The organism is Mitsuaria sp. WAJ17 (assembly GCF_014174515.1).
Taxonomy (GTDB): domain Bacteria; phylum Pseudomonadota; class Gammaproteobacteria; order Burkholderiales; family Burkholderiaceae_C; genus Roseateles_B.
Map to the genome: position 1 here is coordinate 1 of NZ_JACJUG010000039.1, position 25070 is coordinate 25070.

Below are 25070 nucleotides of genomic sequence, written 5' to 3' on the forward strand. Positions count from 1 at the left end.
GCCTGGCTGGGCGACCTCTTGCCTCGCCAGCCCTGGGGCAGCGAGACCCTGGCCCTGCTGGGCGCCGACAACGTTGCCGACGCCGCGCCGCTGCAGGCCCTGCTCGGGCGCGCCCCGCTGCCGGTGCTCGAGGGAGCCCCCGCATGAATCCCCACCATCGCCGCTGGGCCCGCGCCAGCCTCATCGCCCTGTGGCTGGGCACCGCCGGGGTCAGCCTGCTGGGCTGGCAGGGCGCATCCCGGGAGCTGCTCACCGGCACCCTGCTGCCACCGGCCTGGCATGGTGCGGCCATCGTCGCCGGCAGCGCCGCCGATGCCGTGCTGGGCCTGGCCCTCTGGTGCTGGGACCGGCCCTGGGTCTACCGCGCCTGCCTGGCCCTGCTGGCGCTGATGACGCTCGTCGCCTCCGTGCTGCAGCCCGCGATGTGGCTGCATCCGCTGGGCCCGCTGAGCAAGAACCTGCCCATTGCCGCCCTGCTCCTGATCCTGCAAGACCTGACCCCGCGCCATGAATGAGTACCTGATCCTCAAGACCCTTCACGTGATCTCCAGCGTGCTGCTGGCGGGCACGGGCTTCGGCTCGGCCTTCTACCTCTTCTTCGCCAACCGCAGTGGCTCGCTGGAGACGCAGGCAGCCGTGTGCCGCATGGTCGTCAAGGCGGACACCTGGTTCACCACGCCCACCGTGATCGTGCAGCCGCTCACAGGGATCTGGATGGCACACCTCGCCGGCTGGTCGCTGGACACGCCCTGGCTGCTCACGGCCCTGGTGCTTTATGTCGTGGCGGGCTGCTGCTGGCTGCCCGTGGTCTGGCTGCAGCTGCGCATGCGGGACATGGCGGAGACCGCCCTCGCACGGCGTGAACCGCTGCCGGCGCGCTACTGGCGCTTCGCGCGCTGGTGGGAGGCGCTGGGCTACCCGGCCTTCGCGGCCATGCCCGTGATCTTCTGGTTGATGGTGGCCAAGCCGCAGTGGAGCTTCTGAAGCGTGAGCAAAGCGGCAATTTCGCCACTCTTCGGCTTGTTCGCCACACGACGCAGGGCTATGGTGAGGCCATGGTGCTGCCTGCACGCTGACAAGATCACCTCATGAGCCTGCTGGACCTGGACCAACTGCTGCGCTACTGGACCGCCGAGCAGTGGCAAGCCAATGTGCTGATGTTGCTGCACCTGATGGGTGCCATGCTGCTAGGGCTGATCCTCGGCTATGAGCGCGCCTTCCACGGTCGGGCGGCGGGCATGCGCACGTATGCGCTGGTGTGCATGGCCTCGACGGGCGTGGTGATCCTGCTGGCGTACCCGCAACAGTGGTTCGGCGGCCATGTGGCCGGCGGCGCGGCCCCGCTGATTGCCGACCCGACCCGGGTGATCCAGGGCGTCGTCACCGGCATCGGCTTCCTGTGCGCGGGCGTGATCATGCGCGAAGGCATGAACATCTCTGGGCTGACCACCGCGGCCTCGCTGTGGTCAGCCTCGGCCATCGGCATCCTGCTGGGCATGGGCTTCTACTTCGCGGCCATCTCCCTGACCCTGCTGTGCGCCAGCCTGATGATGTGGGGCGCCAAGCTGGAGTCCGCCCTGCCCTCGCACCCGGCCATCTCGGTGATGGTGCGCGGCGTGGATGGCCGGCACTTCAATCAGGCCGAGTTGGCCACCTTCACCGAGCAGCTGGGCTACCGCTTCGCGCCGGGCTCGCTGAGCATCGAGCGCATGGGCAAGCACGAGGAATGGCGCTTCGTGTGCACCGCCAAGCGCAACTACAGGGGCGAAACGCTGACCCGCTTCTCCAGCCGCCTCAGCGAACTGCCCGGCGTGGCCGAGTACCGCGTGACCCACGCGCGCAACTGAGGGTCCGGCAGGGCCCCGGCCAGGAAAAAGGGCACCGAGGCGCCCTTTCTTCATGCTCAGTCGTAGATCGACTTCTCCGGTCGCCGCGCCAGCACCGCGATGGGCGGCGCCCAGCGCTCGCCACGGGGCTTCTTGCTGGTCACCAGGGTGATCTCCGAGGGCTCAAAGACCTCCACGTTGTGCGTGATGGGCGTGGTCAGCAGGTACTGGGCGCGGGTCGAGCGCAGGAAGTGGCCGACCAGCTGGATGTTGCGCACGTCCAGGTGGGCGAAGGGTTCGTCGATGAAGACGAAGCCGCCGGGGCTGTCGTCGTCCTTCATCAGGCCCACCAGCAGGATCAGGCTCTTGAGCACCTGCTGGCCGCCGGAGGCCTCGCCGTCGTTCAGGCCGACCTCGCCCTTGCCGTCGAAGTTGAAGCGCACGTGCAGGCCGGCCTGGGCCAGCACGAGGTCGTCATTGTCCAGGTGGGGCAGCTCGGCCTGTGCGATCACGCCGGCCAGCTCGCCCAGCTCCTGCACGTTCTTCTTGTAGCGGCGCACGGTGGCGCGCAGCACGTCGATGTAGCGCTCGCGGGCGTTGAAGGCGGCGATGCGGGCCATCTCGTTGCTGGCGCGGCGGTCCTCCAGCTGCGTGGTCTGCTCCAGCACGGAGAGGTGCATGCGGGTGTGGCGGTCGGCCACAGCCGGGTCGGTCTCCCAGGTGCCCGCGTTGAGGCCGGTGTCCAGCTCCTGCTGCACATGGCGCATGGCGATCTCGGCCTGCTTGGCGTTCTCGAACTCGTCCCTCAGCGCGGCCACGCGGGCCGGCTGGGTCCAGTTGGACGGGAACTTCGCTCGCGCCTCGCGGGAGGCCTTCGCTGCAGTCTTGAGCTCGCGCAGCCGGCCTTCCTGGTCGCGCTGCCCACGCAGCACGTTCTCCTCGCTGGCCTTGAGCGAACCTTGCGCGGACTCATAGTCGCGCTCGCTGCGCGTCACCTGGGCCAGGGCGCGGTCATGCGCCTGGTCCAGCTGTGCCATGCGGGTGGCGGCCTCCACGCGGGCCTGGCGCAGGGCCGGCATGCGGGCGCGGCATTCGGCGAACTCGTCGGAACGCTCGGACAGCTCCAGCGCCGCCTTGTGGCCCTGGGCGGCGCGCTGCGCATCCTTGAGTTGGCGCTCGACTTCGGCCTGCTCCTTGGCGATACGGGTCAGCTCGCCGTCGTAGCGGGCCAGCTCGCGTTCCAGGGACTGGCGGCGCGAATCCAGGGCGGAGACGCCGAACTGGTACTCACGCGGCTCCACCCACAGGCTGCGGCCGCCGCGGCCGTCACGGTAGTAGGCGTCGGGGGTGATCCATTCGCCGCCGGCATCGCGACCGGCCTCGGTGTCCTTGACGCAGCGGACGCCGCCCAGCTGGCGGATCAGCCAGCCCGGCAACTTGGCGCTCACCTTCAGCGCGGACAGGAGGCTGTCCTTCGGGACCACCGAGGGCACGTTCTCGCTGTCGCCCACCACGTAATGGCGGTAGCGCTCCCTGGCGGCCAGGGCGAAGGCACGGGACTCGTCGCCCGAGCGCTCCAGCACCACCACCCAGCGTGAGGGGCGCAGAAAACCTTCGGCGGCGGCGCGCCAGGCCTCGTCGGCGATGTCGATGCAGTCGGCCAGCACGTGGTGGCCGATGCCGGCTTCGTCCAGGGCCTTGCGGAAGCGCGTGACCTCGGGCGGCGGCGGCGGCAGGCGCTGGCCCTGCAGCGCGTCCATGGCGGCCTGGGCCTTGCGGGACTGGTCGTTGGTGCGCGTGTAGCTCTCGCGCAAGGCATGCTGGCGGTTGCCCAGGTCTTCCAGACGCGCCGTCAGCTCCTTGGCATCGGCTTCGACGGCGGACAGCGCCTTGAGCTCCTCCTCGCGCTTGGCCAGCAGCTCGGCGGGGCGCTCGGCCTCGCGGGCGGCGTCGAAGGCGGCACGCGCCTCCTTGCGCTGGCGCTCCAGGTCCTGCAGCTCGGCCTTGGCACCCTCGTGTTTCTCGAAGAGCGCATGCAGCTCGGCGCGCTTGGCCGCCATATTGCGCTGGTCGCCTGAGGCGAAGAGGCGCTGGCGATGCAGTTCGCGCAGGGCCTGGGCCGTACGCAGCCGCCCTTCGGACCATTGCAGCACCGGCACCACCTCGGTGGCCAGGCGCTCGCGCTCCTTGAGGCGCAGCTGGTATTGCTGGTAGCTGTTGACGCGGTTGGCCAGGTCGGAGAGCTGGGCCTGGGTGTGGGACAGCTCATGCGCCGCCTGCTCCACTTCCTTGCTCAGCTGCTGCTGGTGGCTGCGGGCCTGGTCATAGCGGTCCAGCACCTCCTGGTCGCCGAAGACCTCGAAGACGAGGCGCAGCAGCTCCTTGGGGCTCAGCTCGCACAGGCGGTCGGTCTGCCCCTGCTCCAGGGCCAGCACGCGGCCGATGGCGCGGGTCAGGCCGGCGGCCTCCAGGCGCTTCTTCCAGGCCTCGATGCCCAGCCAGTCCTTCTCGGCGCGCTCGGCCAGGGACTCGATCTCATGGACACCATCGACCAGCAGGTAGCGGCGCTGCCAGTCACCGCCATGGCGCTCGATGCGGCAGGCCAGGGTGACCTGGTCGGCATACAGCAGCGAGCTGGCGAAGGGCCGGCTGCTGTTCTGACGGCCGCGCGGGCGGTTGTCCACCAGGGCGCGCAGCCAGGCGGTCTCGGCATTGGCGTGGCGGGCGTAGGTCTTGTAGGTGCGGCCGCCCGAGCATTCCAGGCCCAGCAGGGTGCGCATGGCATCCAGCAGCGTGGTCTTGCCCGAGCCGTTGGGACCGGCGATGGTGATGATGTTGCCGTCCAGCGGCATGGACACGCGGCGGCAGTAGTCCCAGTGCAGCAGTTCCAGCGATTGCAGGTGAAACATCAGTGCGTCTCCGGCGCGTCGCCCGATGCGGTGGGGGCGGCGTCGTTCATGTCTTGTTCAGGCTCGGGCTCGGGCTCGGGCTCGGGCTCGGGCTCGGGCTCGTTGCGCTTGGCAATGATGGCGTTGATCGCCGGACCGGCAAGGGGGTCCGTGGCGCGGGCCAGCACATCGGCCAGCGAGCCGTCCAGCACGCGCGGGGCGAGCACGTCGTAGTCCAGCAGCAGGTCCAGCAGCGGGCCTTCGGCGATGTCCTCGCCGCGGCGGGTGATGAAGCCGTTGCGCTCCAGCAGCTTGAGGTTGGCGTCCAGGCGCATCTTTTTGCCCAACTGGTTGCCGAAGTCGGCCAGCAGGCTGCGGTAGGACAGCGTGGGCGACACGCTGGAGGCCAGCGGCAGCGGCTTGTCCGTGGCGAACATCTCGCCCTGCCCTTCGGCCTGCGCCTCGGTACGGGCGATCTGGCGCTGGCGCTTGGGCAGGATGATCAGGGACCACAGCACCACCAGCAGGGCCACGCCGTCGCGCGGCAGGTCCAGGTTGTTGTTGGAGGCCAGGCCGGTCTCGCCGAAGACGGCCACCTCGGCCGGGCGCAGCATGGCCACGGTGATGTGGTCGGCGTAGAGGTTCTCGACCAGCTTGAGGCCTACGGCCGCCAGGCGGTCGTTCAGCGCGGCCCAGAGCTCGGTGTCGATCAGGGCGCGGCGCACCAGGGCGTGGCTGCGGGGCAGCCAGCGGCGGGCGATCAGTTGCGCAGCCAGGTGGGCCGCGTCGTCCAGGGTATTGCTCATGATTCGGATGCGGGGCTGGGGGCGGCTTGGGGTTCGGTGGGGGGCTGCTCGGGCTGCAGCTCAGGCGGCAGGACCACCCGGCCCTCCTCGTCCACCGGCAGCAGATGGCCTCGGCTCATCCACTTGACGAATTCATCCTCGACCTCGCCCTGCTCGACGGACCAGCGCACACGCCAGGGCTGGCGGGCCATGTCACCGGTTGCGCCCTGCAGGTGCTGGGCCTGGGGGTCTCCGAGCAAAGGCAGCAGCTGGGCGCGGTAGGCGGCGCGGGCATAGCTGCCGCCCAGCACGGCGGGGGTCAGGTCTTGCGCACCACGGCCTTCAGACTGCCACACGCCCAGCAGGGTCTGCATGCCGGCCAGGTCTTCTGGCAGGCTCATCACCGCCAGTTGGCCCTCGGGCGCCACCAGGCCGGCCGGCAGGGGCTCGGGCGTGGGCGGCTTGGGGCGGTCGCGCTCGAACTCGGCCTCGCAGGTGTCCAGCAGCTCATGCTGGGCCACCATCACCGGCAGCACGGGGCGGGAAAGCGCGCCCAGGCTGAGGTTCTCCAGGAACGGCACGTTCTGCAGCCAGCGCCGCACATCCGTCGTGGTGATGCCGGTGGAGCCCAGGGTCACGCGCTGGCGGTCCACCTGCTGCAGCGCGCGGTTGAACTGGCTGGCCATGGCCAGCAGCCGGGCCTGGGCCAGGCCCAGCTCGCGGGCCAGGCGCTCCAGGCGCGCGTTGCCGTCCGCCTGGGCCTGCTCGATGATGGCCGAGAGGGCCTCGCTGGCGCGCTCCACCAGCCCGAGCGCCCGCTCGAAGCGCTGGCGGGCGCGACGCAGATGGAACTCAGAGCCGCTCGCGATGGCGTCAGCGAACTCGTCATAGAGCCGCGCCAGCTGGGCCTGCAGGTGGTGCAGCTGGGCGGGGTCCAGCGTGCCCAGTTGGTGGGCGCCGGCCACGTTGGCCAGCAGCGCGGCGAGGTCGGCGTCCTGCTCGCCGGCCACAGTCAGCGGCGAGAGCAGGCCCACCAGCTGCTGGGCCAGGGGCGTGATGGTGTACTGCTGATTGGAACCATCCCAGGCCAGCAGCTGGGCCTCGCGCAGGCGTTTGAGCACCAGCTCCAGGGCCTCGTCGCGCAGAGCGTGGAAGTGGCGGTTGAGGGTGTCCCGCGGCAGGCGGGACTCCGGCAACGCCATCAGCTCCATGAACACCCACAGGCGCAGGCGCACCAGGGCAGCAGGCCCGTGGAACAGGGCTCGCATGGCCTGGATCAGGGGCTCGTTGCGCTCCAGCTGCCACCACAACAGGGCTTCGCCGGGCACGGCGCCTTCGCGGAAGTAGTCCTCGAAGCGTGGAGCTTCGGCGGCATCTTCAAAGCGCTCGGCCGCGGCGTCCTGCTCGGGCAGGGCCGCGGCGCGGGTCTGGGAATCGGTCATCGCGCGGATTATCCCTGGCCAGTTCCGCCGATCAGCCGGCCAGCACGCGGGCCACCTTCTGCAGGCCCTCGACCGGCTTGCCCTTGCGCGCGCGCTTGCCAGCATGGGCGGCGAGGTGGATGCCCTTGAGCAGCTCCTCCTTGGGCTTGCCGCCGCGGCCGGAGCCCAACACCTGCAGGGTCTGGGTGAAGGCGGCCACGCTCAGCAGCAGGTCCTTGCCCTCCAGCTCCATGAGGGTCAGGCCGCGGCCGCCCTTGGGCTGGTGCTTGAGTTCATCGAGCGCATAGGTCAGCAGGCGGCCGTTGAGGGAGAGGCAGGCCAGCTGCACGCCCAGCACTTCGCCGCCAGGCACGGGGCTAGGCGGCAGGGGCTTCTCCTCGCCTTCCAGACTCAGGAAGGTCTTGCCGGCCTTCTGGCGGCTGATGAGGTCACCCACCTGCGCGATGAGGCCGAAGCCGCCGGTGTTGGCCAGCACCAGACGCTGCGCCGCGGCGGCGGCCCAGTAGTGGACGATCTGCGTGCCGCTCTCCAGCTCGATCAGGGTGGTGATGGGCTGGCCGTCGCCGCGCCCGCCCGGCAGGGCCGAGACAGGCACCGAGTACACGCGGCCATTGCTGCCGAACACGATCAGCGGGTCCACGCTGCGGCAGGGGAAGATGCCGTAGAGCTGGTCGCCCGACTTGAAGGACAGCGCGGCCGCATCGACCTCATGCCCCTTCAGCGCCCGCACCCAGCCCTTCATGGAAACGACCACCGTCACCGGTTCGTCCACCACCTTGATCTCGGCGACGGCCTTCTTCTCTTCCTGGATCAGGGTCCGGCGCGCGTCGCCATAGGTCTTGGCGTCGCCCTCGATCTCCTTGACCACGGTGCGCTTGAGCACGCTGGGGTTGTCCAGGATGTCCTGCAACTTCTGTTGCTCCTCGCGCAGAGCCTTGAGCTCCTGCTCGATCTTGATGGCCTCCAGGCGGGCCAACTGGCGCAGGCGGATTTCCAGGATGTCCTCGGCCTGGCGGTCGGACAGCCTGAAGCGCTCGATCAGCGCGGCCTTGGGCTCGTCGCTGTTGCGGATGATGCGGATCACCTCGTCGATGTTCAGCAGCACGAGCTGGCGGCCCTCCAGCACGTGGATGCGGTCCAGGACCTTGTCCAGGCGGTGCTGGGTGCGGCGCTCGACCGTGGCCATGCGGTAGCCCAGCCACTCGGTGAGGATCTGGCGCAGGCTCTTCTGCGTGGGGCGGCCGTCCGCGCCGATCATGGTCATGTTGATCGAGGCGCTGCTTTCCAGGCTGGTATGGGCCAGCAACTGGGTGATGAGCTCCTGCTGCTCCACCGTGCGGCTCTTGGGCTCGAACACCAGGCGCACCGGGGCGTCTTTGCTGGACTCGTCGCGCACGCCGTCCAGCACCGCCAGGATGGAGGCCTTGAGCTGCTGCTGGTCCGCCGTCAGGGCCTTCTTGCCGGCCTTGATCTTGGGGTTGGTCAGTTCCTCGATCTCCTCCAGCACCTTCTGCGAGGAGGTGCCATGCGGCAGCTCAGTCACGACCAGCTGCCACTGGCCCCGGGCCAGGTCCTCGATCTTCCAGCGGGCCCGCAGCTTCAGCGAGCCGCGGCCGCTGCGGTAGGCAGCCTGGATGTCCTCGGGCGATGAGATCAGCTGGCCGCCGCCCGGGTAGTCGGGGCCGGGCAGATGGCTGAACAGTTCGTCGTCGCTGAGCTTCTCGTTCTTCAGCAGGGCCACGGCTGCGGCCGCCACCTCACGCAGGTTGTGGCTGGGCACTTCCGTCGCCAGGCCCACGGCAATGCCGGACGCGCCGTTGAGCAGCACGAAGGGCAGGCGCGCGGGCAGTTGGCGGGGCTCCTGGGTGGAGCCGTCGTAGTTGGGCACGAAGTCCACCGTGCCTTCGTCGATCTCGTCCAGCAGCAAGCGGGTGATGGGCGCGAGGCGGGCTTCCGTGTAACGCATGGCGGCCGCACCGTCGCCGTCGCGGCTGCCGAAGTTGCCCTGGCCGTCGATCAGGGGGTAGCGCTGGCTGAAGTCCTGGGCCATGCGCACCAGGGCGTCGTAGGCGGCCTGGTCGCCATGCGGGTGGAAGCGGCCCAGCACGTCACCGACCACGCGGGCGCTCTTGACCGCCTTGGGGCCGCTGGCCGTGGTGAAGGACAGGCCCATGCGCTCCATCGAGTACAGGATGCGGCGCTGCACCGGCTTTTGGCCGTCGCACACGTCCGGCAGCGCGCGGCCCTTGACCACGGAGAGCGCGTACTCGAGATAGGCGCGCTCGGCATAGTGGGCCAGGGTCAGGCTGTTGCCGTCGTCACTGCCCCCGCCGCCGGGGGCGGGCTGGGGAGCCGATTGCGGATCGTCGAAATCGAAGGAGTTCTGGTTCATCGTCATGGGGAATGGCGCCTGGACTGCTGGCCTGGTGCAGACCTACTGCTGGGAGACCGGCGCGCTGTGGAATTGCATGCCCTGCAGCTGCTGGCTCTGGCTGCGCTGCAAGAGCGCCCAGTAGAGCTCCAGCACCATCTGCACATGGGCCTGGGTTTCATCGATGGGAGGCATGCGCCCACCGGCCTTGCGGACCGCCGATTCGCCGGCGTTCCAGGCAGCCAGGGCCGCATCGATGCGGCCATAGCGCTTGATCAGGTCGGCCAGCATGCGGGCGCCGATCAGCACATTGCTGCGCGGCTCGCGCAGGCGCTGCTCGAGGGGCTGGCGGGATTCTGCCGCGGTGGCGTACTGTTCGGCCGCAAGGGCGGTGATCTGCATGAGGCCGGTGGCGCCGCGCGGGGACACCACATCGGCCTTGAAGCCGCTCTCCACCGCGATCATGGCCTTGAGCAGCTCCGTGTCCACGCCGGTCTGCTGCGAGGCCTCGCGCAGATAGGGCTGCACGGCCTTGACCTCGGGCGCGAACTCCAGCCAGGTCAGCAGGGAGCGGCCGTGGTCGGTCTTGCCAGGCACTCGCTGCGGGCGGGCGCCCAGGCTCATCACCGGCTGGTAGCGATCGTCCAGGCGCTGGGGCGCGAAGTGAGCGACGCCGGTCTTGTCCACATAGGCCCACAGCTCCGCCTGCGCAGCCGTGGCCAGCATCAGGAGCACGAAGGCCGGCAGCCACTTCACGCGGACTCCTCGTTCATGGCGCGGCGGGCCTGGTATTCGCGATCCAGCATGGACATCACGATCAGGCTGTCATAGCCGTCCGCGCCTTCGATGCTCACGCGCACGCTCTCGCGCAGCCGGCCTTCCTCGACAAAGCCTTCGCTGAGGTAGAGCTGCTGGGCGCGGGTGTTGAGCCCCTTCACGTCCAGCCAGAAGCGGTGCGCATGCAGCTGCTGGAAGGCCAGTTGCTTGAGCAGGCGCAGGCAGGCGCGGCCCACGCCCTGGCCCTTGGGCTGCAGCACCATGCGCTTCAGCTCCACCGAGCGGTGCGGATTGCGGCAGCCCTGCAGGATGACGAAGCCGGCGGCCTGCGCCTGGTCCTGCGAGCCCCATTCGACGATGAAATGGCGCGAATCCGGGAAGCGGATGGCGCCCTCGTGCTGAGTGCGCTCCCAGGGCGTGATGAAGGGCAGGTTGGCCGCATCACGCTCGACCGAGACGACGAAGTCCAGGTCCGAAAGCATGGTGGGGCGCAGGTGCACGCGCGGCAGGCCGGTCATGGCGCTCAGACCCCGGGCTGGCCCTGGGCCGTGGATTCAAAGCCGCCCAGCACGGCCTGCACATTGCGGCCGATGGCGGCGGTGGCATAACCGCCCTCCTGCAGGAAGAGCGTGGGCAGCTGCAGCGAGGCCAGGCTCTGGCCCATGCGGCGGAACTCGGGCTCGTCCAGCTGGAAATGCGAGATGGGGTCGCCGCCGTAGGTGTCCACGCCCAGCGAGACGATCAGCAGCTCCGGTGCATAGGCGTTGAGCTGCACCAGCGCCTTCTCGAAGGCCTCGAACCACTGCTCGTTGCTGGAGCCCGCGGGCAGCGGGTAGTTGGCATTGAAGCCCTCCCCTGCCCCGGCGCCGCGCTCGTCGGCATGGCCCAGGAAGAAGGGGTATTCGGTCTGAGGATCGCCATGGATGCTCAGGAAGAAGACATCCTCGCGACCGTAGAAGATGGCCTGAGTGCCGTTGCCGTGGTGGTAGTCGACGTCCAGGATGGCCACGCGCTGGCGGCCGGCATCGCGCGCGGCCTGGGCGGCCACGGCGGCGTTGTTGACAAAGCAGTAGCCGCCGAAGAAGTCAGCGCCGGCGTGGTGACCGGGCGGGCGGGTCAGGCAGTAAGCCGAACGCTCGCCGGCGAGCACCAGGTCCAGCGCGGTCAGGCTGGCCTGGGCGCCCCAGTAAGCGGCAGCCCAGGTGCCGGCGGTGAGCGGGGAGCCGCTGTCCATCGAGTACAGGCCCATGCGGGCGGCGAAGCTCCTGGGCTCTACATCACTGCGCAGGCTGCGGATGGGCCAGACGGCCGGAAAGGCCTCGCCCTGCCCGCCCAGGGCCTGCCACTCGGCGTAGGCCCCCTCGATGAAACGCAGATAGGCCGGAGCATGCACCCGCTCCAGCGGCGCGCGGCCGTGGTCCACCACGGGCACGAAAGGTCCAAGTTCGCTGGCCTGCAGGGCCTGCAGCACGTAGTCGGCGCGGGCCGGGATCTCGAAGGCGTCCACCAACTGGCCGCGGAAGAACTCCTTCTTCGCGGCATGCTCGGCGTGGCGCTCGTTGTAGACGATCTTCATGCGGCTTCCCAGGGATGGCGTGGACCGTTGAGGCTCAGATATCGACTTCGACCGAGTCGCCATGCAGCTCCATCAGCTCGCGGCGCGAGGCGGCCTCGCCCTTGCCCATCAGCTTGTTGATGGCACCCTCGGTGGCGGCAAAGTCGAACATGCCGTAGGCGACCTGCATCAGGCGGCGGGTCTCGGGGTTCAGCGTGGTGTCCCAGAGCTGCTCGGCGCTCATCTCGCCCAGGCCCTTGAAGCGGCTGATGGTCCAGCTGTTCTCTCGGGCGCCTTCCTTGCGCAGCTTGTCCAGGGTGGCGGTCAACTCGCCTTCGTCCAGGGCATAGATCTTGGCGGCAGGCTTCTTGCCGCGGGCCGGGGCGTCCACGCGGAACAGCGGCGGGCGCGCCACGTAGATATGCCCGGTCTCGACCAGCTTGGGGAAGTGGCGGAAGAACAGCGTCAGCAGCAGGACCTGGATGTGGGAGCCATCGACGTCAGCGTCGGACAGGATGCAGACCTTGCCGTAGCGCAGATTGCTGAGATCCGGGCTGTCGTTGGGGCCGTGCGGATCCACGCCGATGGCCACCGAGATGTCGTGGATCTCGTTGTTCTTGAAGAGCAGATCGCGCTCGACCTCCCAGGCATTGAGCACCTTGCCGCGCAGGGGCAGGATGGCCTGGGTTTCCTTGTTGCGGCCCATCTTTGCTGAGCCGCCGGCGGAGTCGCCCTCCACCAGGAAGAGTTCGTTGTGCAGCAGGTCGCGACTTTCGCAGTCGGTCAGCTTGCCGGGCAGCACGGCCACGCCGGAGCCCTTGCGCTTCTCGACCTTCTGGCTGGCGCGCTGGCGGGTCTGGGCCTGCTTGATGACCAGCTCGGCCAGCTTCTTGCCGTGCTCCACGTGCTGGTTGAGCCACAGCTCCAGCTGCGGCTTGACGAAGGCGGACACGAGGCGCAGGGCGTCACGCGAGTTCAGGCGCTCCTTGGTCTGGCCCTGAAACTGCGGGTCCAGCACCTTGGCAGAGAGCACGAAGCTGGCGCGCGAGAAGACATCGTCCGGCATCAGCTTGACGCCCTTGGGCAGCAGGCTGTGCATTTCGATGAAGCTCTTGATGGCGCCAAAGAGGCCGTCCTTGAGGCCAGACTCGTGCGTGCCGCCCGCCACCGTCGGGATCAGGTTGACATAGCTTTCGCGCATGACCTGACCCTCCTCGGTGAAGGCCACGCACCAGGCGGCGCCCTCGCCCTCGGCGAAGTTCTCGGTCTCGGCCTTGCTGGCGTACTGCTCGCCCTCGAACAGCGGAATCAGGGGATCGCTGTTGAGCGTCTGCATGAGGTAGTCACGCAGGCCGCCCTTGTAGGCCCAGGTCTGCACCTCGCCGGTTTTCTCCTGCTTGAGCGTCACCGTGACGCCAGGCATCAGCACAGCCTTGGAGCGCAGCAGGTGCACCAGCTCGGCCCGGGGCAGGTCGGGGCTCTCGAAGTACTTGGCATCGGGCCAGACGCGCACCGTCGTGCCCTGCTTGCGGTCGCCGCTGGCCGCGGGGCGCACAGTGACCGGCTCCACCACGTCGCCCGCCTCGAAGGCCAGGCGCGCCACCTGCTTCTCGCGCCAGACCGTCACCTCCAGGCGCTTGGCCAGGGCATTGGTCACGCTGACGCCCACGCCGTGCAGGCCGCCGGAAAAGCTGTAGGCGCCGCCGGAGCCCTTGTCGAACTTGCCGCCCGCATGCAACCGGGTGAAGACGATCTCCACCACCGGCACGCCCTCTTCCGGGTGCAGGCCGAAGGGGATGCCGCGGCCGTCGTCCTCGATGGTGATGGAGCCGTCGGTGTGCTGGGTGAGGTCGATGCGGCGGCCGAAGCCGGCCAGGGCCTCGTCGGCGGCGTTGTCGATCACCTCCTGGATGATGTGCAGGGGGTTGTCCGTCCGGGTGTACATGCCCGGGCGCTGCTTGACGGGCTCCAGGCCCTTGAGGACGCGGATGGAGGCCTCGCCATAGCCGGAGGGCGAGGCGGAGGCGGAGGAGACTGCTTTGCTTGCCATGGCGGCGATTGTAGGGAGGCGCTGGCACCGATCCGGCAACTGCGGGCGGGGGAATCCCCAAGCCTGACTTGAGCCGAAGGGCCTATTTCCGGCGTAGCATCCGCCACTTTGCTGAAGCCCGGGGGCCTTCTCTCTTGCAGTACGCCTTGCGAATTTCCGTCCTGATGACTTCCCTGGCCCTGGGCGCCACCGCCCAGGGCCAGCCCGCCGTTGCGCCTGCCAGTGGCCAACCCCAGCCCTTCAAGGCCAGCGCACCCCTGGCCATGGAGCTGCACAACGCCCGCTGGTTCGACGGCCAGGGCTTTCAGAAGGGCACGCTCTACGTCGTCGATGGCAAGTTCACCAAGGCCCGCCCCAAGCGCATCCACCGCCGCCTGGAGCTGCGGGACCAGTACCTGATCCCGCCCCTGGCCGAGGCCAACAACCACAACCTCCAGAGCGGCTGGGGGGTGCAGACCTTCGGCCAGCGCTACCTGCAGGACGGCGTCTTCTATGCCGCCATGCAGTGCGGCGACCCCGACAGCATCGCCAGCGCCCGCCCCAAGCTCGGCCAGCCGGACAGCGTGGACGTGAGCTTCACCACCGCCTGCATCACCAGTCCGGACGGCCACCCCCTGGCCCCGCTGCTGGCCCAGCCCGTGGCCGAGGGCCAGCCGCCGCGCCAGGTCAGCGACTTCGCGGACCGGCAGCTGCTGCTGGTCGATTCCCCCGAGCAGGCCCAGCAGAAGTGGCCCCTGGTGGCGCCGCGCAAGACGGACTGGCTCAAGATCATCCTGGCCTACAGCGACCGGCCCGAGCTGCGCGGCGACCCGACCGCCCTGGGTCGACTGGGTCTCAGCCCGGAGACCGCCGCCGCACTCGTACGTTTGGCGCACAAGGACAAGCTCCCCGTCAGCGCCCATGTGGAAACCGCGGCCGATTTCCGGGCCGCCCTGGAGGCCGGCGTGGACCAGATCGGCCATGTGCCCGGCTATTTCGCGGCTTTCGGGGACGGCCCGGAGCGTTTCCGCCTGGACGAGGCAAGCGCCGCCCGCGCCGCCAGCCACAAGACCCAGGTGCTGACGGCCACGGTGGCCAACACGCTCTTTCCCATGAGCGACGCGCAGCGCCAGGCCCTGCGCGCCGTGCTGGCCGAGAACCTGCGCCTGCTCAAGGCCGCCGGTGCCCAGCTGCTGCTGGGCTCGGACAACTTCCCTGGCACCTCGCTCGCCGAGCTTCACCACCTGGCCGGCCTGGAGGTCTTCAGCCCGGCCGAGCTGCTGAAGATGGCCAGCATCAGCACCCCGCGCGCCCTCTTCCCCAAGCGCCGCCTGGCCTGCTTCGAGGAGGGCTGCGAGGCCAGCTTCCTGGTGCTGGTGAGCAACCCCCTTGACGACCTGCGCACCCTCGACAGGCCGCTCATGCGCGTCAAGCAGGGCCGGCTGCTGACCCAGCTGGACAGCGTGGCCGAGGCCAGCGATGCCAGCACCGAGGCCACGGCCGTGGCCGCCAAGGCCGCCAAGCCGGTCAAGGGCAAGAAGACGGGCAGCGCCAAGGCCGGCGGCAAGGGCGGCAGCAAGACTGCCGCCGCAGCACGCAAGACCAGCGCCGGCAGTGCCGCCGGGAATTCCCCACGCAGTGCTGCGGCAGTCCGTCAGGGGACAGCGAAGCGGCGCTGAGCCCGCTACAGTGGGGCGATGCAGTACCCGTCGCCCCCCGGCCTCCCGGCCAACACCCCCTCGGTCCGGCAAGTTCTCCTCTGCGGGGCACTCATCGTGACGCTGTCCATGGGCATACGCCACGGCTTTGGCCTCTGGCTGCAGCCCATCACCGTGGAGCGGGGCTGGCCGCGGGAGACCTTCGCCTTCGCCCTGGCCGTGCAGAACCTTGCCTGGGGTGCGGCCGGCCCCATCGCCGGCATGCTGGCCGACCGTTTCGGCGCGTGGAAGGCCCTGGTGGTCGGCGCCCTGCTGTATGCCCTGGGCCTGGTGCTGATGTCGGTCTCGCAGTCGGGCCTGGCCTTCACCGGCAGCGCCGGCCTCCTGATCGGCATGGCGCAGTCGGCCACCACCTATGCGGTGATCTACGGCGTGCTGGGCCGGGCGGTGAGCCCCGAAAAGCGTTCCTGGGCCTTTGGCGTGGCGGCGGCGGCGGGCTCCTTCGGGCAGTTCTGCATGATCCCGCTGGAGAGCCGTCTCATTGCCGGCCTGGGCTGGCAACAGGCCCTGTGGGTGCTGGCCGGCGCCGCTCTGCTGATCATCCCCCTGGCCCTGGGCCTGCGCGAAAAAGGCCCAGCGCCCGCGCATGCCGGCCCGCACCAGAGCATCGCCCAGGCCCTGCGCGAGGCCTTCGGCTACCGCAGCTTCCAGTTGCTGATGCTGGGCTACTTCGTCTGCGGCTTCCAGGTGGTGTTCATCGCTGTGCACATGCCCAGCTACCTGAAGGACCACGGCCTGGACCCGGGGCTGGCCACCACCTCGCTGGCCCTGATCGGGCTCTTCAACATATTCGGCACCTACACCGCCGGCCTGGCGGGACAGCGCTATCCCAAGCGCTACCTGCTCTCGGCCATCTACGCACTGCGGGCCGTGACCATCAGCGTCTTCCTGCTGGCGCCGCTGAGCGCGCCCAGCGTGTGGATCTTCTCGGCCGTGATGGGCTTTCTTTGGCTGTCCACCGTGCCGCCCACCAATGCCGTGGTGCTGCAGATTTTCGGCCCGCAGCACCTGTCCATGCTGGGTGGGTTTGTTTTCTTCAGCCACCAGATCGGCAGCTTCCTGGGTGTGTGGCTGGGCGGCAAGCTCTATGACGCCACGGGCAGCTATGACGTTGTCTGGCTGCTGGCCATCGGCCTGGGCGTGATGGCGGCCCTGGTCAACCTGCCGGTGCGCGAGCAGGCCATCGCGCGCCAGCCCCTGCCGGCGTGACGCCATGAGGGGACAAGCGCGTTCGCGCGCGCCCTGGCGGGTTTGGCTGCTGCGAGGCATGATCGCGCTCGCGCTGCTGCTGGCCTTCGCGGCCTACCAGGACCCGACCCTGATGCTGCAACTGGGCAACCAGCTGCTGAGCTGTTTCTGAGGCCGGGAGCGCGCTCGGCGCCATCCATTCCCGGACGGCGCCCTCATCTGCAGGACCCCCCATGATCGTCATCATCACCGGCGCTTCCGACGGCATCGGCGCCGAACTGGCCAGGCAATGGGCCGCTCGCCAGGGCCCGGACCTGAAGCTGGTGCTCAGCGGCCGCCAGCGGCCCAAGCTGCAGGCCGTAGCCGCGCACTGCGAGGCCCTGGGTGCCGCCACGCTGGTGCATGCGGCCGATCTCGCCGAGCAGGCTGCCTGCCAGGGCCTGGTCCGTGCGGCCACCGAGGCCTTCGGGGGCATCGACGTGATGGTCAACAACGCGGGCATGTCGGCCCATGCCCTGCTGGAGGAGGTCCAGGACCTGGGCTGGTACGAGCAGCTGATGCGCATCAACCACTGGAGCGCCGTCTGGTGCAGCCATGCCGCCCTGCCCTGGCTCAAGGCCAGCCAGGGGCGGCTGGTGGCGGTGTCCAGCCTGGCTGGCCTGGTGGGCGTGCCGGGACGCACGGCCTACAGCGCCACCAAGTTCGCGATGACCGGCTTCTTCGAGGCCTTGCGGGTGGAGCTGGCGTCGGCAGGCGTCTCGGTCACCATCGCCTACCCGGGCGTGGTGGCGACCGAGATCCGCTACCGGGGCTTCGGCGCCAACGGCCAGCCCGCCGGCCGCAGCGGCCTGGACGAGCGCAGCGCCATGAGCGTGGACACCTGCGCGCGCCTCATCCTTGAAGGCGCCCTGCATCGGGAGCGCGACATCGTGATGAGCGCCAAGGGTCGCCTGGGCCGCTGGCTCAAGCTGATCGCGCCGGGCGTGGTCGATCGGCTGGCGATCAAGGCCCTCAACAAGCAGCACTGAGCTGCGCCACGGCATGCAAGACCTGACCCTCAATCCTCCCCTCCACGCCGCCCCCTCACCCTGGCTCCTGCGCTGGCAGCAGCACTTCAGCGCCGGCCAGACCGCGCTGGACCTCGCCTGCGGCAGCGGCCGCCATGTGCGCTGGCTGCGCGAGCGCGGCCTGCAGGTCTGCGCCGTGGATCGCGACGCCCTGGCCCTGGCCGGCCTGCGGCACAGCGGCGCCGAGCTGGTGGAGGCCGACTTAGAAGGCGCGCCCTGGCCCCTGGACGAGCGGCAGTTCGACCTCGTGCTGGTCACGAACTACCTCTGGCGCCCTTTGCTGCCACACATCGTCAAGGCCGTGGCGCCCGGCGGTTGGCTGGTTTACGAGACCTTTGCCGACGGCCACCAGCTGCTGGGCCGGCCCTCGCGCCCGGACTTCCTGCTGCGCCGCGGCGAGCTGCTCGAGGCCGCCCGCAGCCTGCGCATCGTGGGCTACGAAGACGGCTTCGTCGATGGCGATGGGGCCAGCGTCAACCCGCGCCAGATCCAGCGCGTTGCCGCCGTTCGCGAGCGAACGCCGGGCGACCCGCAGGCCCGCTATCACTTACCCTGAAGCCGCTTCGACCGGACTGGCCCGGCGCTTCAGTAGAATCCGCTGATTACGAGGAACCCTCATGAAACCGATTCTTGGCAGCATCGTGGCTCTGGTGACCCCGATGCAGGACGACGGCAGCGTCGATTACGACGCCCTGCGCCGACTGATTGACTGGCACATCGCCGAAGGCACGGACTGCATCGGCGTGGTCGGCACCACGGGCGAGTCGCCCACCGTCACGGTCGATGAGCACTGCGAGATCATCCGCGTGGCCGTCGAGCATGCTGCCCGCCGCGTGCCCATCATGGCTGGCACCGGTGCCAACAGCACGGCCGAGGCCATCAACCTCAGCCGCTACGCCAAGTCGGTTGGCGCGGACTGCACGCTGTCCGTCGTGCCCTACTACAACAAGCCCTCGCAGGAAGGCATCTACCAGCACTACAAGGCGATTGCCGAGGCCGTGGACATCCCCATGATGCTCTACAACGTGCCTGGCCGTACCGTGGCGGACATGAGCCCGGACACCGCCCTTCGCTGCGCCAGCCTGCCTGGCGTCTTTGGCGTCAAGGAAGCGTCCGGCAACATCGAGCGCGCCGCCTACCTGGTCAAGAACGCCCCCAAGGGTTTCCACATCTATTCGGGTGACGACGGCACCGCCATCGCCCTGATGCTGCTGGGCGGCCATGGCAATGTCAGCGTGACGGCCAACGTCGCGCCGCGCGCCATGCACCAGCTGTGCAAGGCCGCGCTGGCTGGCGACGTCAAGGAAGCCACCCGCATCCACTTCCAGTTGCTGAGCCTTCACAAGCAGCTGTTCTGTGAGCCCAGCCCAGCCCCCACCAAGTGGGCGCTGGAGCGCCTGGGCCGCTGCAAGGCCGCCCTGCGTCTGCCCATCACCCCGCTGACCGCCGCGGGCCAGGCCAGTGTCGAACAGGCCCTGCGCGAAGGCGGCCTGCTGTGATTTGAGGTGTGAGCCGCGGATTTGCGCCAAATCTGCGGTACAACACCGCCCGTGTTCTCTTGGAGATGTCTAGCGTGACTCGTTCTCTTTCTGCCCCGTCCAAGGGCCTGGCCTCTGGTCTTGTCCTGGTCTCGCTGGCCTCGCTGACGGCCTGCAGTTCCATCGAAGGCATGATCGGCACCGACAAGGTCGATTACCGCACCGGTGCCCGGCAGACGAGTGGCCTGGACGTGCCGCCGGACCTGACCCAGCTGAACCAGGAGCGCCGAAGCAACGGCGGCGTGGTCACGGCCTCCGAGATGGCCAACCAGAAGACCGCCTCCCGTCCCAGCACCACCGCCGCTGCCGCCAACGTGGCACTCAATGCCGTAGGCGACATCAAGCTGGAGCGCGTCAACGGCCAGCGCGTGCTGCGCAGCAGCCTGCCGCCCGAACAACTGTGGCCTCAGATCCGCGGTTTCTGGATGGGCATGGGCTTCGAGATCGCCAGCGAGCAGGCCGAAGTCGGCGTGATGGAAACCAGCTGGGCCGAGAACCGCGCCAAGCTGCCGCTGGATTTCATCCGCCGCACCATCGGCCAGGCCCTGGACAATCTCTACTCCACCGGCGAGCGGGACAAATACCGCACCCGCGTCGAGCGGGTCAACGGCGGCACCGAGATCACCATCTACCACCGCGGCATGCAGGAGGTCTACACCAGCCAGCAGCGCGACCAGACGGTGTGGCAGCCTCGTCCGGCTGACGCTTCGCTGGAAGGCGAGATGCTGTCCCGCCTGATGCTCAAGCTCGGCGGCCGCGAGGCGGACGCCAAGGAAGCCTTGCAGGCTAACGCCGGCAGTGCCAGCACCACCAAGCTGGCCGTCGAACCCAAGGCCCGCAGCCTGGCCGAGGTGCCGACCAGCCTGAGCATCAGCGAGGACTTCGACCGCGCCTGGCGCCGCGTGGGCCAGTCGCTGGACCGCCACGGCTTCACGGTCGAGGACCGCGACCGCAAGCTGGGCCTGTTCTTCCTGCGCTATGCCGATCCCAACCTGGTCGGCAAGGAAGAGCCCAATTTCTTCTCGCGTCTCTTCGGTTTCGGCAAGACCGTCACGGCCAACCGTTACCGCGTGCTCGTGAAGAGCGAGGGCAGCAAGACTGTGGTGAGCATCACCGACAGCCAGGGCGTGCAGCAGACCGACGACAACGCCAAGCGCATCCTGTCCCTGCTCCAGGAAGACCTTCGTTGAGAAGGGCGGGCCCCGCCCCGCGTTCTCGACGACCCCAAAGCCTCTGGGCGCTTCGGCTCCAGAGGCTTTTGCATTGCAGCGAAGACGACAGCGCGGCGAAGAGGCGTCCGCGAAGCACGCCCTTTGTGCGCCCGTCCACAGGCCTGCCTGGCGCGGCCAGCCGCGCGCTGGCGAGCGCTGGCAGGGTGAGACGCAGAAAGCGCAAGGTGCGCTTGTGGCTTGCGCGCCGCAATGGCGATTCAGCCTCGCGCTGGCACCATGGGGTCAGACCTTGCGCCCGAAGCCGCTTCGAAACGTACAGGCAAGAAAAAACCGCCGGCCTTGCGGCACGGCGGTTTTTCCTGAATCGGGGATCCGATTACTTGCTGGCGGCAGCCGAAGCGGCGTCAGCAGCGGCAGGAGCCGAAGCGTCCATGGCGGGAGCCGAAGCAGCTTCCGAAGCAGCGGGAGCCGGAGCAGCGGCAGGAGCCGGGGCAGCAGCAGGAGCAGCTTCTTCGGCCTTCTTGCCGCAAGCGGTCAGGGCAGCAGCAGCCAGCAGGGAAGCCAACAGGATCGACTTATTCATACTTGTCCTCAAGATCTATTAGACGGAGATTCAATTACCGGTAATTCTTCGAGCAGGCCACAAAACGATTGCGTCCAAGACTTTGAAGTCCAAAACGACTGCGCCCATGAGCAACTCGGCAGAACAAGACGTGGAAACCTCGAGCGCTTCCCTCGCCTAGCCCGAAATTATAGCGTCAGCTTTCGGCGCTAGTTAAAGACCCAAAGTGCTGGCGGCAAAGGATTCTTCTGAACGTTGCGAGACCGCATCAAACCATTCAAGCGCGGCGCCATGCGCACTGGCATCGCTTTCAAGCACCGCCCGCCCCTGTCGCGCATCGATCAGGCGCCACATCTGCGGCTCCCGTCCCAGCAGCAGGGCGACCGGCCGGCGATGGTCCACCGGGCCTTCCTCGCTCAGCTGGCGGGCCTCCACCACATGGCCGTAGATCTGCCGCCACTGCACGAAACGCGGATGGCGGCGGGCCATGGCCTGATAGTCCCGCGCCAGCAGTCGCAGACGCCGCCGCGGGGCCACCCATTGGCGCAGGGCCTCCAGCAGCTGCGGGTTAGACAGCGGCCAGTGCTGGAAGTCCGCATCGAAGCAGCAGATCTGCGGCGCGCCATCGCGGCAGGCCTGCAGCAGTTGCTCCAGCAGGGCCGCCTCGACGGCGGCCTGGCCTTCCAGCAGCACGGATTGCGGTGCCGCGCCGGGATCCGGGGTGTCCATCGATGCGTCCATGGGCTGCTCCTTCAAGTCCTGCGGCCAGGCGGGTCCGGTGGGTTCAGGCGGGTTCAGGCCGAGTCGCCGGCAGGCTGCACCCAGCCATCCTCGGCCCACTGGTCCAGCAGCTCGCGGGCGCCATCGGACAGCTGGGCCACTTCGCGGGCGCCGAGGGCGCGCTGGTCGGCCAGGCGACGCATCAGTTTGGCATCACGCCCGCCAGCACGGTAGGACTCACCGTTGATGAAGACATGGGCCGCGTCGTACATCATGCGGCTGCGGCGATCCAGCACGGCGCCCGTGCCCTCGGGCAGGGCATCACCCATCTCGAAGAAGACCTTGGGCTTGGGCTCAGTGAGGGCTTCGCCCAGCGCACGCTCCAGGGCCAGGGGTTCGCGCAGGGCGCGCTCGCAGGCATCGCGGGAGAAGTCCAGCAGCTGCTGGGGAATGGCGCCTGGGGTCTCGGTGGCCGGCTGCTTCGGGTCCGCGTACATCTTGTTGGCATAGGCCTGGGACTCATCGTCCATCAGGCGCTGCAGCAGTTCGCGGGCCAACTCGGCGCGCCAGGGAGTGCGGAAGCCCACCGAGCAGGTCATGCATTCACCGATGGCAATGCCGTCGTGCGCCCAGCCCGGCGGCAGGTAGAGCATGTCGCCCGGCTCCAGGGTGAACTCCTGCTCGGGTTCGAAGTCCGCCAGCAGCTTGACCGGCACGTCCGGACGCAGGGCGCCCGTGGTCGCATGCCCCTGTCGGCCGATGCGCCAGTGGCGCTTGCCGTGGACCTGGATCAGGAAGACGTCGTAGGAATCGAAATGCGGCCCCACGCCGCCGCCATCGGTGGCATAGGAGATCATCAGGTCGTCCAGACGTGCCTCGGGCACGAAGCGGAACTTTGCCAACAGCTCCTGCGCCGCCTGGACATGCAGGTCCAGGCCTTGCACCAGCAGGGTCCAGTTGGGCTTGCTCCAGGGCGGCAGCCTGGTCACGGGGCCCTGCTTGAGGGCCCACTTGCCCTGGAACTGCGAGACCAGGCGGGACTCTACGTCCTCGCTGGCGGCCAGCGCGGCGAGCTCGGCGCGGTTGGCGGGAGGCTGGATGCCCGGCAAGGCCTGGCGCACCAGCAGGGGCTTGCGCTGCCAGTACTTGCGCATGAATTGGTCCGGGCTCTGGCCGCCCAGCAGCGGGGTCTTGAGGCTTGTGTTCATGCAGCCATTGTCGCCGCGCGGCAGCCCGGGTCTCTTGCCGTGGGACAATCGTGCCATGCAAATCACCGCCCCCTGCGTCGTCTCCCTGAGCTGGAGACTGGAAGATGCCCAAGGCCAGCTGATCGACGAGCTGGCCGAACCGCTGGAGTTCTTCTTCGGCGGCGACGACCTCTTTGCCAAGGTCGAGGAAGCCATTGCCGGCCAGGAAGCCGGCTTCGAGGCCAGCGTGGCTCTGGACCCCGAACACGCCTTCGGCGACTACGACGCCAAGCTCGTCTGCTTCGAGGCCCGCAGCGTGATGCCGGAGAACGTCGATGTCGGCATGCAGTTCGAAGGCATGCCTGAAGGCGCCGCCACCGAGGACATGCCTCAGGACCTGATCTACACCGTCACCGAGGTCTACCCCGAGCACGTGGTGCTGGACGGCAATCACCCCCTGGCTGGCGTGGGCTTGCGCATGCACTTGCGCGTGCGCGACGTCCGCGAAGCCACAGAGGAAGAGATCGAGGCCGGCTCCGTCGGCGAGGCCGTCTTCAGCATCGTCAATGGCGCGCCTCCTGGGGAATCGCTGCACTGAGACCCGTCGCCTCGCCAGACCGGGCTGCCTCGTGCAGCCCTTTTTGCTTTCTGGGGTGCGCCTCGGCGCTGTTGCAAATCCCTAGATTCGACCCTGCTAATTCTGACAGTAGGGGGCTGCTCAACTGAGCAGTTGTGCAAAGATCGCCAGCCCAGCGGTTCTCATACGCGCCAGCGCAGGCAGGCGCCACAGAGCGATATGGACGTTCAGCTACGCCTGGAACTGTTTGGCGCCTACAGCGTCAGCCTGCACACCGGCCACTGGGCCCCGCAGCGCAGCCTCGCACTCAGCGGGCGCCTGGGCGGCCTGCTGGCCCTGCTGGCTCTGGGCCGCGGGCAGGCCCTCAACCGCGGCGAGCTGTGCCGCGAGCTGTGGGGAGGCGGGCCGGAGTCGGCCAGCGCCGCCTGTTTCAACACCCTGCTGTGGCGTCTGCGCCGGGCCCTGGAGCAACCTCCGCTGGCGAGTGGCGCCATCATCGAGACCGACCGCCAGGGCGGCGTGCGCATCGCCCGCCATGTGCAGGTGCAGTCCGACTTGGAGCGATACCTGACTCTGGTCGAGAAGCCCCTGGCTCGGCCGGTGGAACAGCTGGAGGCTTCTGACGTTCGCGCCTTGCGCGAGGCCATCCAGCTCTACCGCGGCGATGTGCTGGCCGGCTACCAGGACGACTGGGCCCTGCGCCTGCGCGAGCGCCACCGCCGCATGCAGCTCGGCGCCCTGGCGCGGCTGATGCACCTCAGCAGTCTGCAGGGCCAGTGGCAGGACGCCATCCAGCACGGCGAGGCCATGCTGGACATGGACGCCCTGCGCGAGGACGTCCACCGCGAGCTGATGCGCTGCCATCTCGCCGCCGGCCAGCGCGCCCTGGCCCTGACCCAGTTCGAGCGCTGCCGCGCCGCGCTCAAGCGCGAGCTGGCCATCGCCCCCATGGCCGAGACCCTGGCGCTCTACCAGGAGATCGCCCGAGAGGCCACGCGGCCCTCGGCGCCGACGCCCGACAACACCAGCCTCCCCGCACCCGCGGCGGTCTTCCCGCCGGCCGAGCGAGCCGTGAACCTCCAGGCCTTGCTGCCTTGGAACGAGGCCCTGCTCCAGGCCCGCTGGCACCTGGCCCAGGCCGACGCCCATCTGCAGACGCAGCTGGACTTCGGCCACTGAGCCTCGCCGGCCCGCCTTCCCCGTACTCCTCCCCTGCTGCATGAACGCGCGGCCCGCCAGGGCCGCGCGTGCCTTGCTGCGCCCCGCCGTCACAACAGTCACCGACTCATCACAGCCCTCACCCTGGCCTGTGATGGCCGTGTGATGTCGCTGTGATGCGGCAGTGATGAGCGCGGTCGCAAGATGAGTTCGCCCACATTGCGCCCCCAACAGCGCCCCAATGCCATGGCCTTGATCAACGACCGCAGCGCCGCCTTCATCGTGAGGGTGTGGTGCGAGCACGGCGATCAACCGGCGCGCGGCGTGCGTGACTGGCGGGGGTCCATCGAGCATGTCGAGAGCGGCGAGCGGGCCTTCTTCCGTGAGCTGAACGCAGTGCCCAGCTTCATGGATCGGCACCTGCGCACCCTCGGCATCGAGGCCCCCAACCGATTCTGGGAGCAAGTCTTCGATGAGGACGAGCCCCCCGAGCAGCGACCCAAGGAGTGA

The 25070-nt window shown here is 68.9% G+C and carries 22 protein-coding genes; 12 read left to right on the plus strand and 10 right to left on the minus strand.

Annotation, left to right across the window (positions count from 1 at the left end; translation table 11 throughout):
• Window positions 1-143: 143 nt before the first annotated feature.
• From H5407_RS21435 to H5407_RS21445, 3 genes are all read left to right on the plus strand, one after another.
• Window positions 144-515, plus strand: a complete 372-nt coding sequence (locus H5407_RS21435; protein WP_183106539.1) for a DoxX-like family protein — start codon at window positions 144-146, stop codon at window positions 513-515.
• Complete coding sequence (locus H5407_RS21440; protein ID WP_183106540.1) at window positions 508-984, plus strand: DUF2269 domain-containing protein; 477 nt, start codon at window positions 508-510, stop codon at window positions 982-984. Before H5407_RS21435 ends, H5407_RS21440 begins: the two co-directional genes overlap by 8 nt.
• A gap of 104 nt (window positions 985-1088) precedes the next feature.
• Window positions 1089-1847, plus strand: a complete 759-nt coding sequence (locus H5407_RS21445; protein WP_183106541.1) for an MgtC/SapB family protein — start codon at window positions 1089-1091, stop codon at window positions 1845-1847.
• Between the two features lie 56 nt (window positions 1848-1903).
• On the opposite strand, the gene H5407_RS21450 is transcribed toward H5407_RS21445, so the two are convergent.
• Genes H5407_RS21450 through H5407_RS21485 form a run of 8 tightly spaced genes read right to left on the minus strand, consistent with a single transcriptional unit; the run spans window position 1904 to window position 13694 of the window.
• Window positions 1904-4735: an ATP-binding protein gene (locus H5407_RS21450; RefSeq protein WP_183106542.1), complete on the minus strand. Its 2832-nt coding sequence runs from the start codon at window positions 4733-4735 to the stop codon at window positions 1904-1906.
• Entirely contained in the window at window positions 4735-5520 is a 786-nt protein-coding gene (locus H5407_RS21455; RefSeq protein WP_183106543.1) for a hypothetical protein, read from the minus strand. The genes H5407_RS21450 and H5407_RS21455 overlap by 1 nt, the downstream gene beginning before the upstream one ends.
• Window positions 5517-6941, minus strand: a complete 1425-nt coding sequence (locus tag H5407_RS21460) for a hypothetical protein (RefSeq protein ID WP_255501381.1) — start codon at window positions 6939-6941, stop codon at window positions 5517-5519. Before H5407_RS21460 ends, H5407_RS21455 begins: the two co-directional genes overlap by 4 nt.
• A gap of 31 nt (window positions 6942-6972) precedes the next feature.
• Window positions 6973-9339: a DNA topoisomerase IV subunit A gene (gene parC, locus H5407_RS21465; RefSeq protein WP_183106544.1), complete on the minus strand. Its 2367-nt coding sequence runs from the start codon at window positions 9337-9339 to the stop codon at window positions 6973-6975.
• Window positions 9340-9375: 36 nt separating this feature from the next.
• Window positions 9376-10068, minus strand: coding sequence for a lytic transglycosylase domain-containing protein (locus tag H5407_RS21470; protein WP_310737685.1), 693 nt, complete (start codon window positions 10066-10068; stop codon window positions 9376-9378).
• A complete protein-coding gene (locus tag H5407_RS21475) occupies window positions 10065-10607 on the minus strand; it encodes a GNAT family N-acetyltransferase (protein ID WP_183106545.1) in 543 nt (180 codons plus the stop codon). The genes H5407_RS21470 and H5407_RS21475 overlap by 4 nt, the downstream gene beginning before the upstream one ends.
• A 5-nt stretch (window positions 10608-10612) precedes the next feature.
• A complete protein-coding gene (locus H5407_RS21480; protein WP_183106546.1) occupies window positions 10613-11665 on the minus strand; it encodes a histone deacetylase family protein in 1053 nt (350 codons plus the stop codon).
• Window positions 11666-11699: 34 nt separating this feature from the next.
• The gene (locus H5407_RS21485; RefSeq protein WP_183106547.1) at window positions 11700-13694 is read right to left on the minus strand and encodes a DNA topoisomerase IV subunit B; all 1995 of its coding nucleotides are present in this window, start codon (window positions 13692-13694) and stop codon (window positions 11700-11702) included.
• 146 nt (window positions 13695-13840) lie between these two features.
• On the opposite strand from H5407_RS21485, the gene H5407_RS21490 reads away from it, so the two are divergent.
• The 6 genes from H5407_RS21490 to bamC all read left to right on the plus strand — a co-directional run bounded on the left by H5407_RS21490 (window position 13841) and on the right by bamC (window position 20374).
• Window positions 13841-15352 (plus strand): amidohydrolase family protein, encoded by a 1512-nt coding sequence (locus H5407_RS21490; protein ID WP_183106548.1) that lies wholly within the window; start codon window positions 13841-13843, stop codon window positions 15350-15352.
• An 18-nt stretch (window positions 15353-15370) separates the two neighbouring features.
• The gene (locus tag H5407_RS21495) at window positions 15371-16600 is read left to right on the plus strand and encodes an MFS transporter (protein WP_183106549.1); all 1230 of its coding nucleotides are present in this window, start codon (window positions 15371-15373) and stop codon (window positions 16598-16600) included.
• Between the two features lie 212 nt (window positions 16601-16812).
• On the plus strand, window positions 16813-17607 hold the full coding sequence (locus tag H5407_RS21500) for an SDR family oxidoreductase (protein ID WP_183106550.1): 795 nt from the start codon (window positions 16813-16815) through the stop codon (window positions 17605-17607).
• 13 nt (window positions 17608-17620) lie between these two features.
• Entirely contained in the window at window positions 17621-18202 is a 582-nt protein-coding gene (locus H5407_RS21505) for a bifunctional 2-polyprenyl-6-hydroxyphenol methylase/3-demethylubiquinol 3-O-methyltransferase UbiG (protein ID WP_183106551.1), read from the plus strand.
• A 61-nt stretch (window positions 18203-18263) separates the two neighbouring features.
• Window positions 18264-19145 (plus strand): 4-hydroxy-tetrahydrodipicolinate synthase, encoded by an 882-nt coding sequence (gene dapA, locus H5407_RS21510; RefSeq protein WP_183106552.1) that lies wholly within the window; start codon window positions 18264-18266, stop codon window positions 19143-19145.
• A gap of 65 nt (window positions 19146-19210) precedes the next feature.
• A complete protein-coding gene (gene bamC / locus H5407_RS21515; RefSeq protein WP_404935650.1) occupies window positions 19211-20374 on the plus strand; it encodes an outer membrane protein assembly factor BamC in 1164 nt (387 codons plus the stop codon).
• Between the two features lie 757 nt (window positions 20375-21131).
• Here bamC and H5407_RS21520 read toward each other — a convergent pair.
• Both H5407_RS21520 and H5407_RS21525 read right to left on the minus strand, forming a co-directional pair.
• Window positions 21132-21659: a hypothetical protein gene (locus tag H5407_RS21520; RefSeq protein ID WP_183106553.1), complete on the minus strand. Its 528-nt coding sequence runs from the start codon at window positions 21657-21659 to the stop codon at window positions 21132-21134.
• 53 nt (window positions 21660-21712) lie between these two features.
• Window positions 21713-22846 (minus strand): cupin domain-containing protein, encoded by a 1134-nt coding sequence (locus tag H5407_RS21525; protein WP_183106554.1) that lies wholly within the window; start codon window positions 22844-22846, stop codon window positions 21713-21715.
• A gap of 55 nt (window positions 22847-22901) precedes the next feature.
• On the opposite strand from H5407_RS21525, the gene H5407_RS21530 reads away from it, so the two are divergent.
• From H5407_RS21530 to H5407_RS21540, 3 genes are all read left to right on the plus strand, one after another.
• Window positions 22902-23423: a peptidylprolyl isomerase gene (locus H5407_RS21530; RefSeq protein ID WP_183106555.1), complete on the plus strand. Its 522-nt coding sequence runs from the start codon at window positions 22902-22904 to the stop codon at window positions 23421-23423.
• Window positions 23424-23621: 198 nt separating this feature from the next.
• A complete protein-coding gene (locus H5407_RS21535) occupies window positions 23622-24581 on the plus strand; it encodes a bacterial transcriptional activator domain-containing protein (protein ID WP_183106556.1) in 960 nt (319 codons plus the stop codon).
• Window positions 24582-24764: 183 nt separating this feature from the next.
• Entirely contained in the window at window positions 24765-25070 is a 306-nt protein-coding gene (locus H5407_RS21540; protein ID WP_183106557.1) for a hypothetical protein, read from the plus strand.

Coding starts and splice junctions, on each gene's coding strand:
- H5407_RS21495 (WP_183106549.1), top strand. CDS start 15,371: ATGCAGTACCCGTCGCCCCCCGGCCTCCCGGCCAACACCCCCTCGGTC.
- H5407_RS21505 (WP_183106551.1), top strand. CDS start 17,621: ATGCAAGACCTGACCCTCAATCCTCCCCTCCACGCCGCCCCCTCACCC.
- H5407_RS21535 (WP_183106556.1), top strand. CDS start 23,622: ATGGACGTTCAGCTACGCCTGGAACTGTTTGGCGCCTACAGCGTCAGC.
- H5407_RS21480 (WP_183106546.1), bottom strand. CDS start 11,665: ATGAAGATCGTCTACAACGAGCGCCACGCCGAGCATGCCGCGAAGAAG.
- H5407_RS21520 (WP_183106553.1), bottom strand. CDS start 21,659: ATGGACGCATCGATGGACACCCCGGATCCCGGCGCGGCACCGCAATCC.
- H5407_RS21475 (WP_183106545.1), bottom strand. CDS start 10,607: ATGACCGGCCTGCCGCGCGTGCACCTGCGCCCCACCATGCTTTCGGAC.
- dapA (WP_183106552.1), top strand. CDS start 18,264: ATGAAACCGATTCTTGGCAGCATCGTGGCTCTGGTGACCCCGATGCAG.
- H5407_RS21435 (WP_183106539.1), top strand. CDS start 144: ATGAATCCCCACCATCGCCGCTGGGCCCGCGCCAGCCTCATCGCCCTG.
- H5407_RS21460 (WP_255501381.1), bottom strand. CDS start 6,941: ATGACCGATTCCCAGACCCGCGCCGCGGCCCTGCCCGAGCAGGACGCC.
- bamC (WP_404935650.1), top strand. CDS start 19,211: ATGTCTAGCGTGACTCGTTCTCTTTCTGCCCCGTCCAAGGGCCTGGCC.
- H5407_RS21485 (WP_183106547.1), bottom strand. CDS start 13,694: ATGGCAAGCAAAGCAGTCTCCTCCGCCTCCGCCTCGCCCTCCGGCTAT.
- H5407_RS21540 (WP_183106557.1), top strand. CDS start 24,765: ATGAGTTCGCCCACATTGCGCCCCCAACAGCGCCCCAATGCCATGGCC.
- H5407_RS21525 (WP_183106554.1), bottom strand. CDS start 22,846: ATGAACACAAGCCTCAAGACCCCGCTGCTGGGCGGCCAGAGCCCGGAC.
- parC (WP_183106544.1), bottom strand. CDS start 9,339: ATGACGATGAACCAGAACTCCTTCGATTTCGACGATCCGCAATCGGCT.
- H5407_RS21500 (WP_183106550.1), top strand. CDS start 16,813: ATGATCGTCATCATCACCGGCGCTTCCGACGGCATCGGCGCCGAACTG.
- H5407_RS21530 (WP_183106555.1), top strand. CDS start 22,902: ATGCAAATCACCGCCCCCTGCGTCGTCTCCCTGAGCTGGAGACTGGAA.
- H5407_RS21455 (WP_183106543.1), bottom strand. CDS start 5,520: ATGAGCAATACCCTGGACGACGCGGCCCACCTGGCTGCGCAACTGATC.
- H5407_RS21440 (WP_183106540.1), top strand. CDS start 508: ATGAATGAGTACCTGATCCTCAAGACCCTTCACGTGATCTCCAGCGTG.
- H5407_RS21450 (WP_183106542.1), bottom strand. CDS start 4,735: ATGTTTCACCTGCAATCGCTGGAACTGCTGCACTGGGACTACTGCCGC.
- H5407_RS21445 (WP_183106541.1), top strand. CDS start 1,089: ATGAGCCTGCTGGACCTGGACCAACTGCTGCGCTACTGGACCGCCGAG.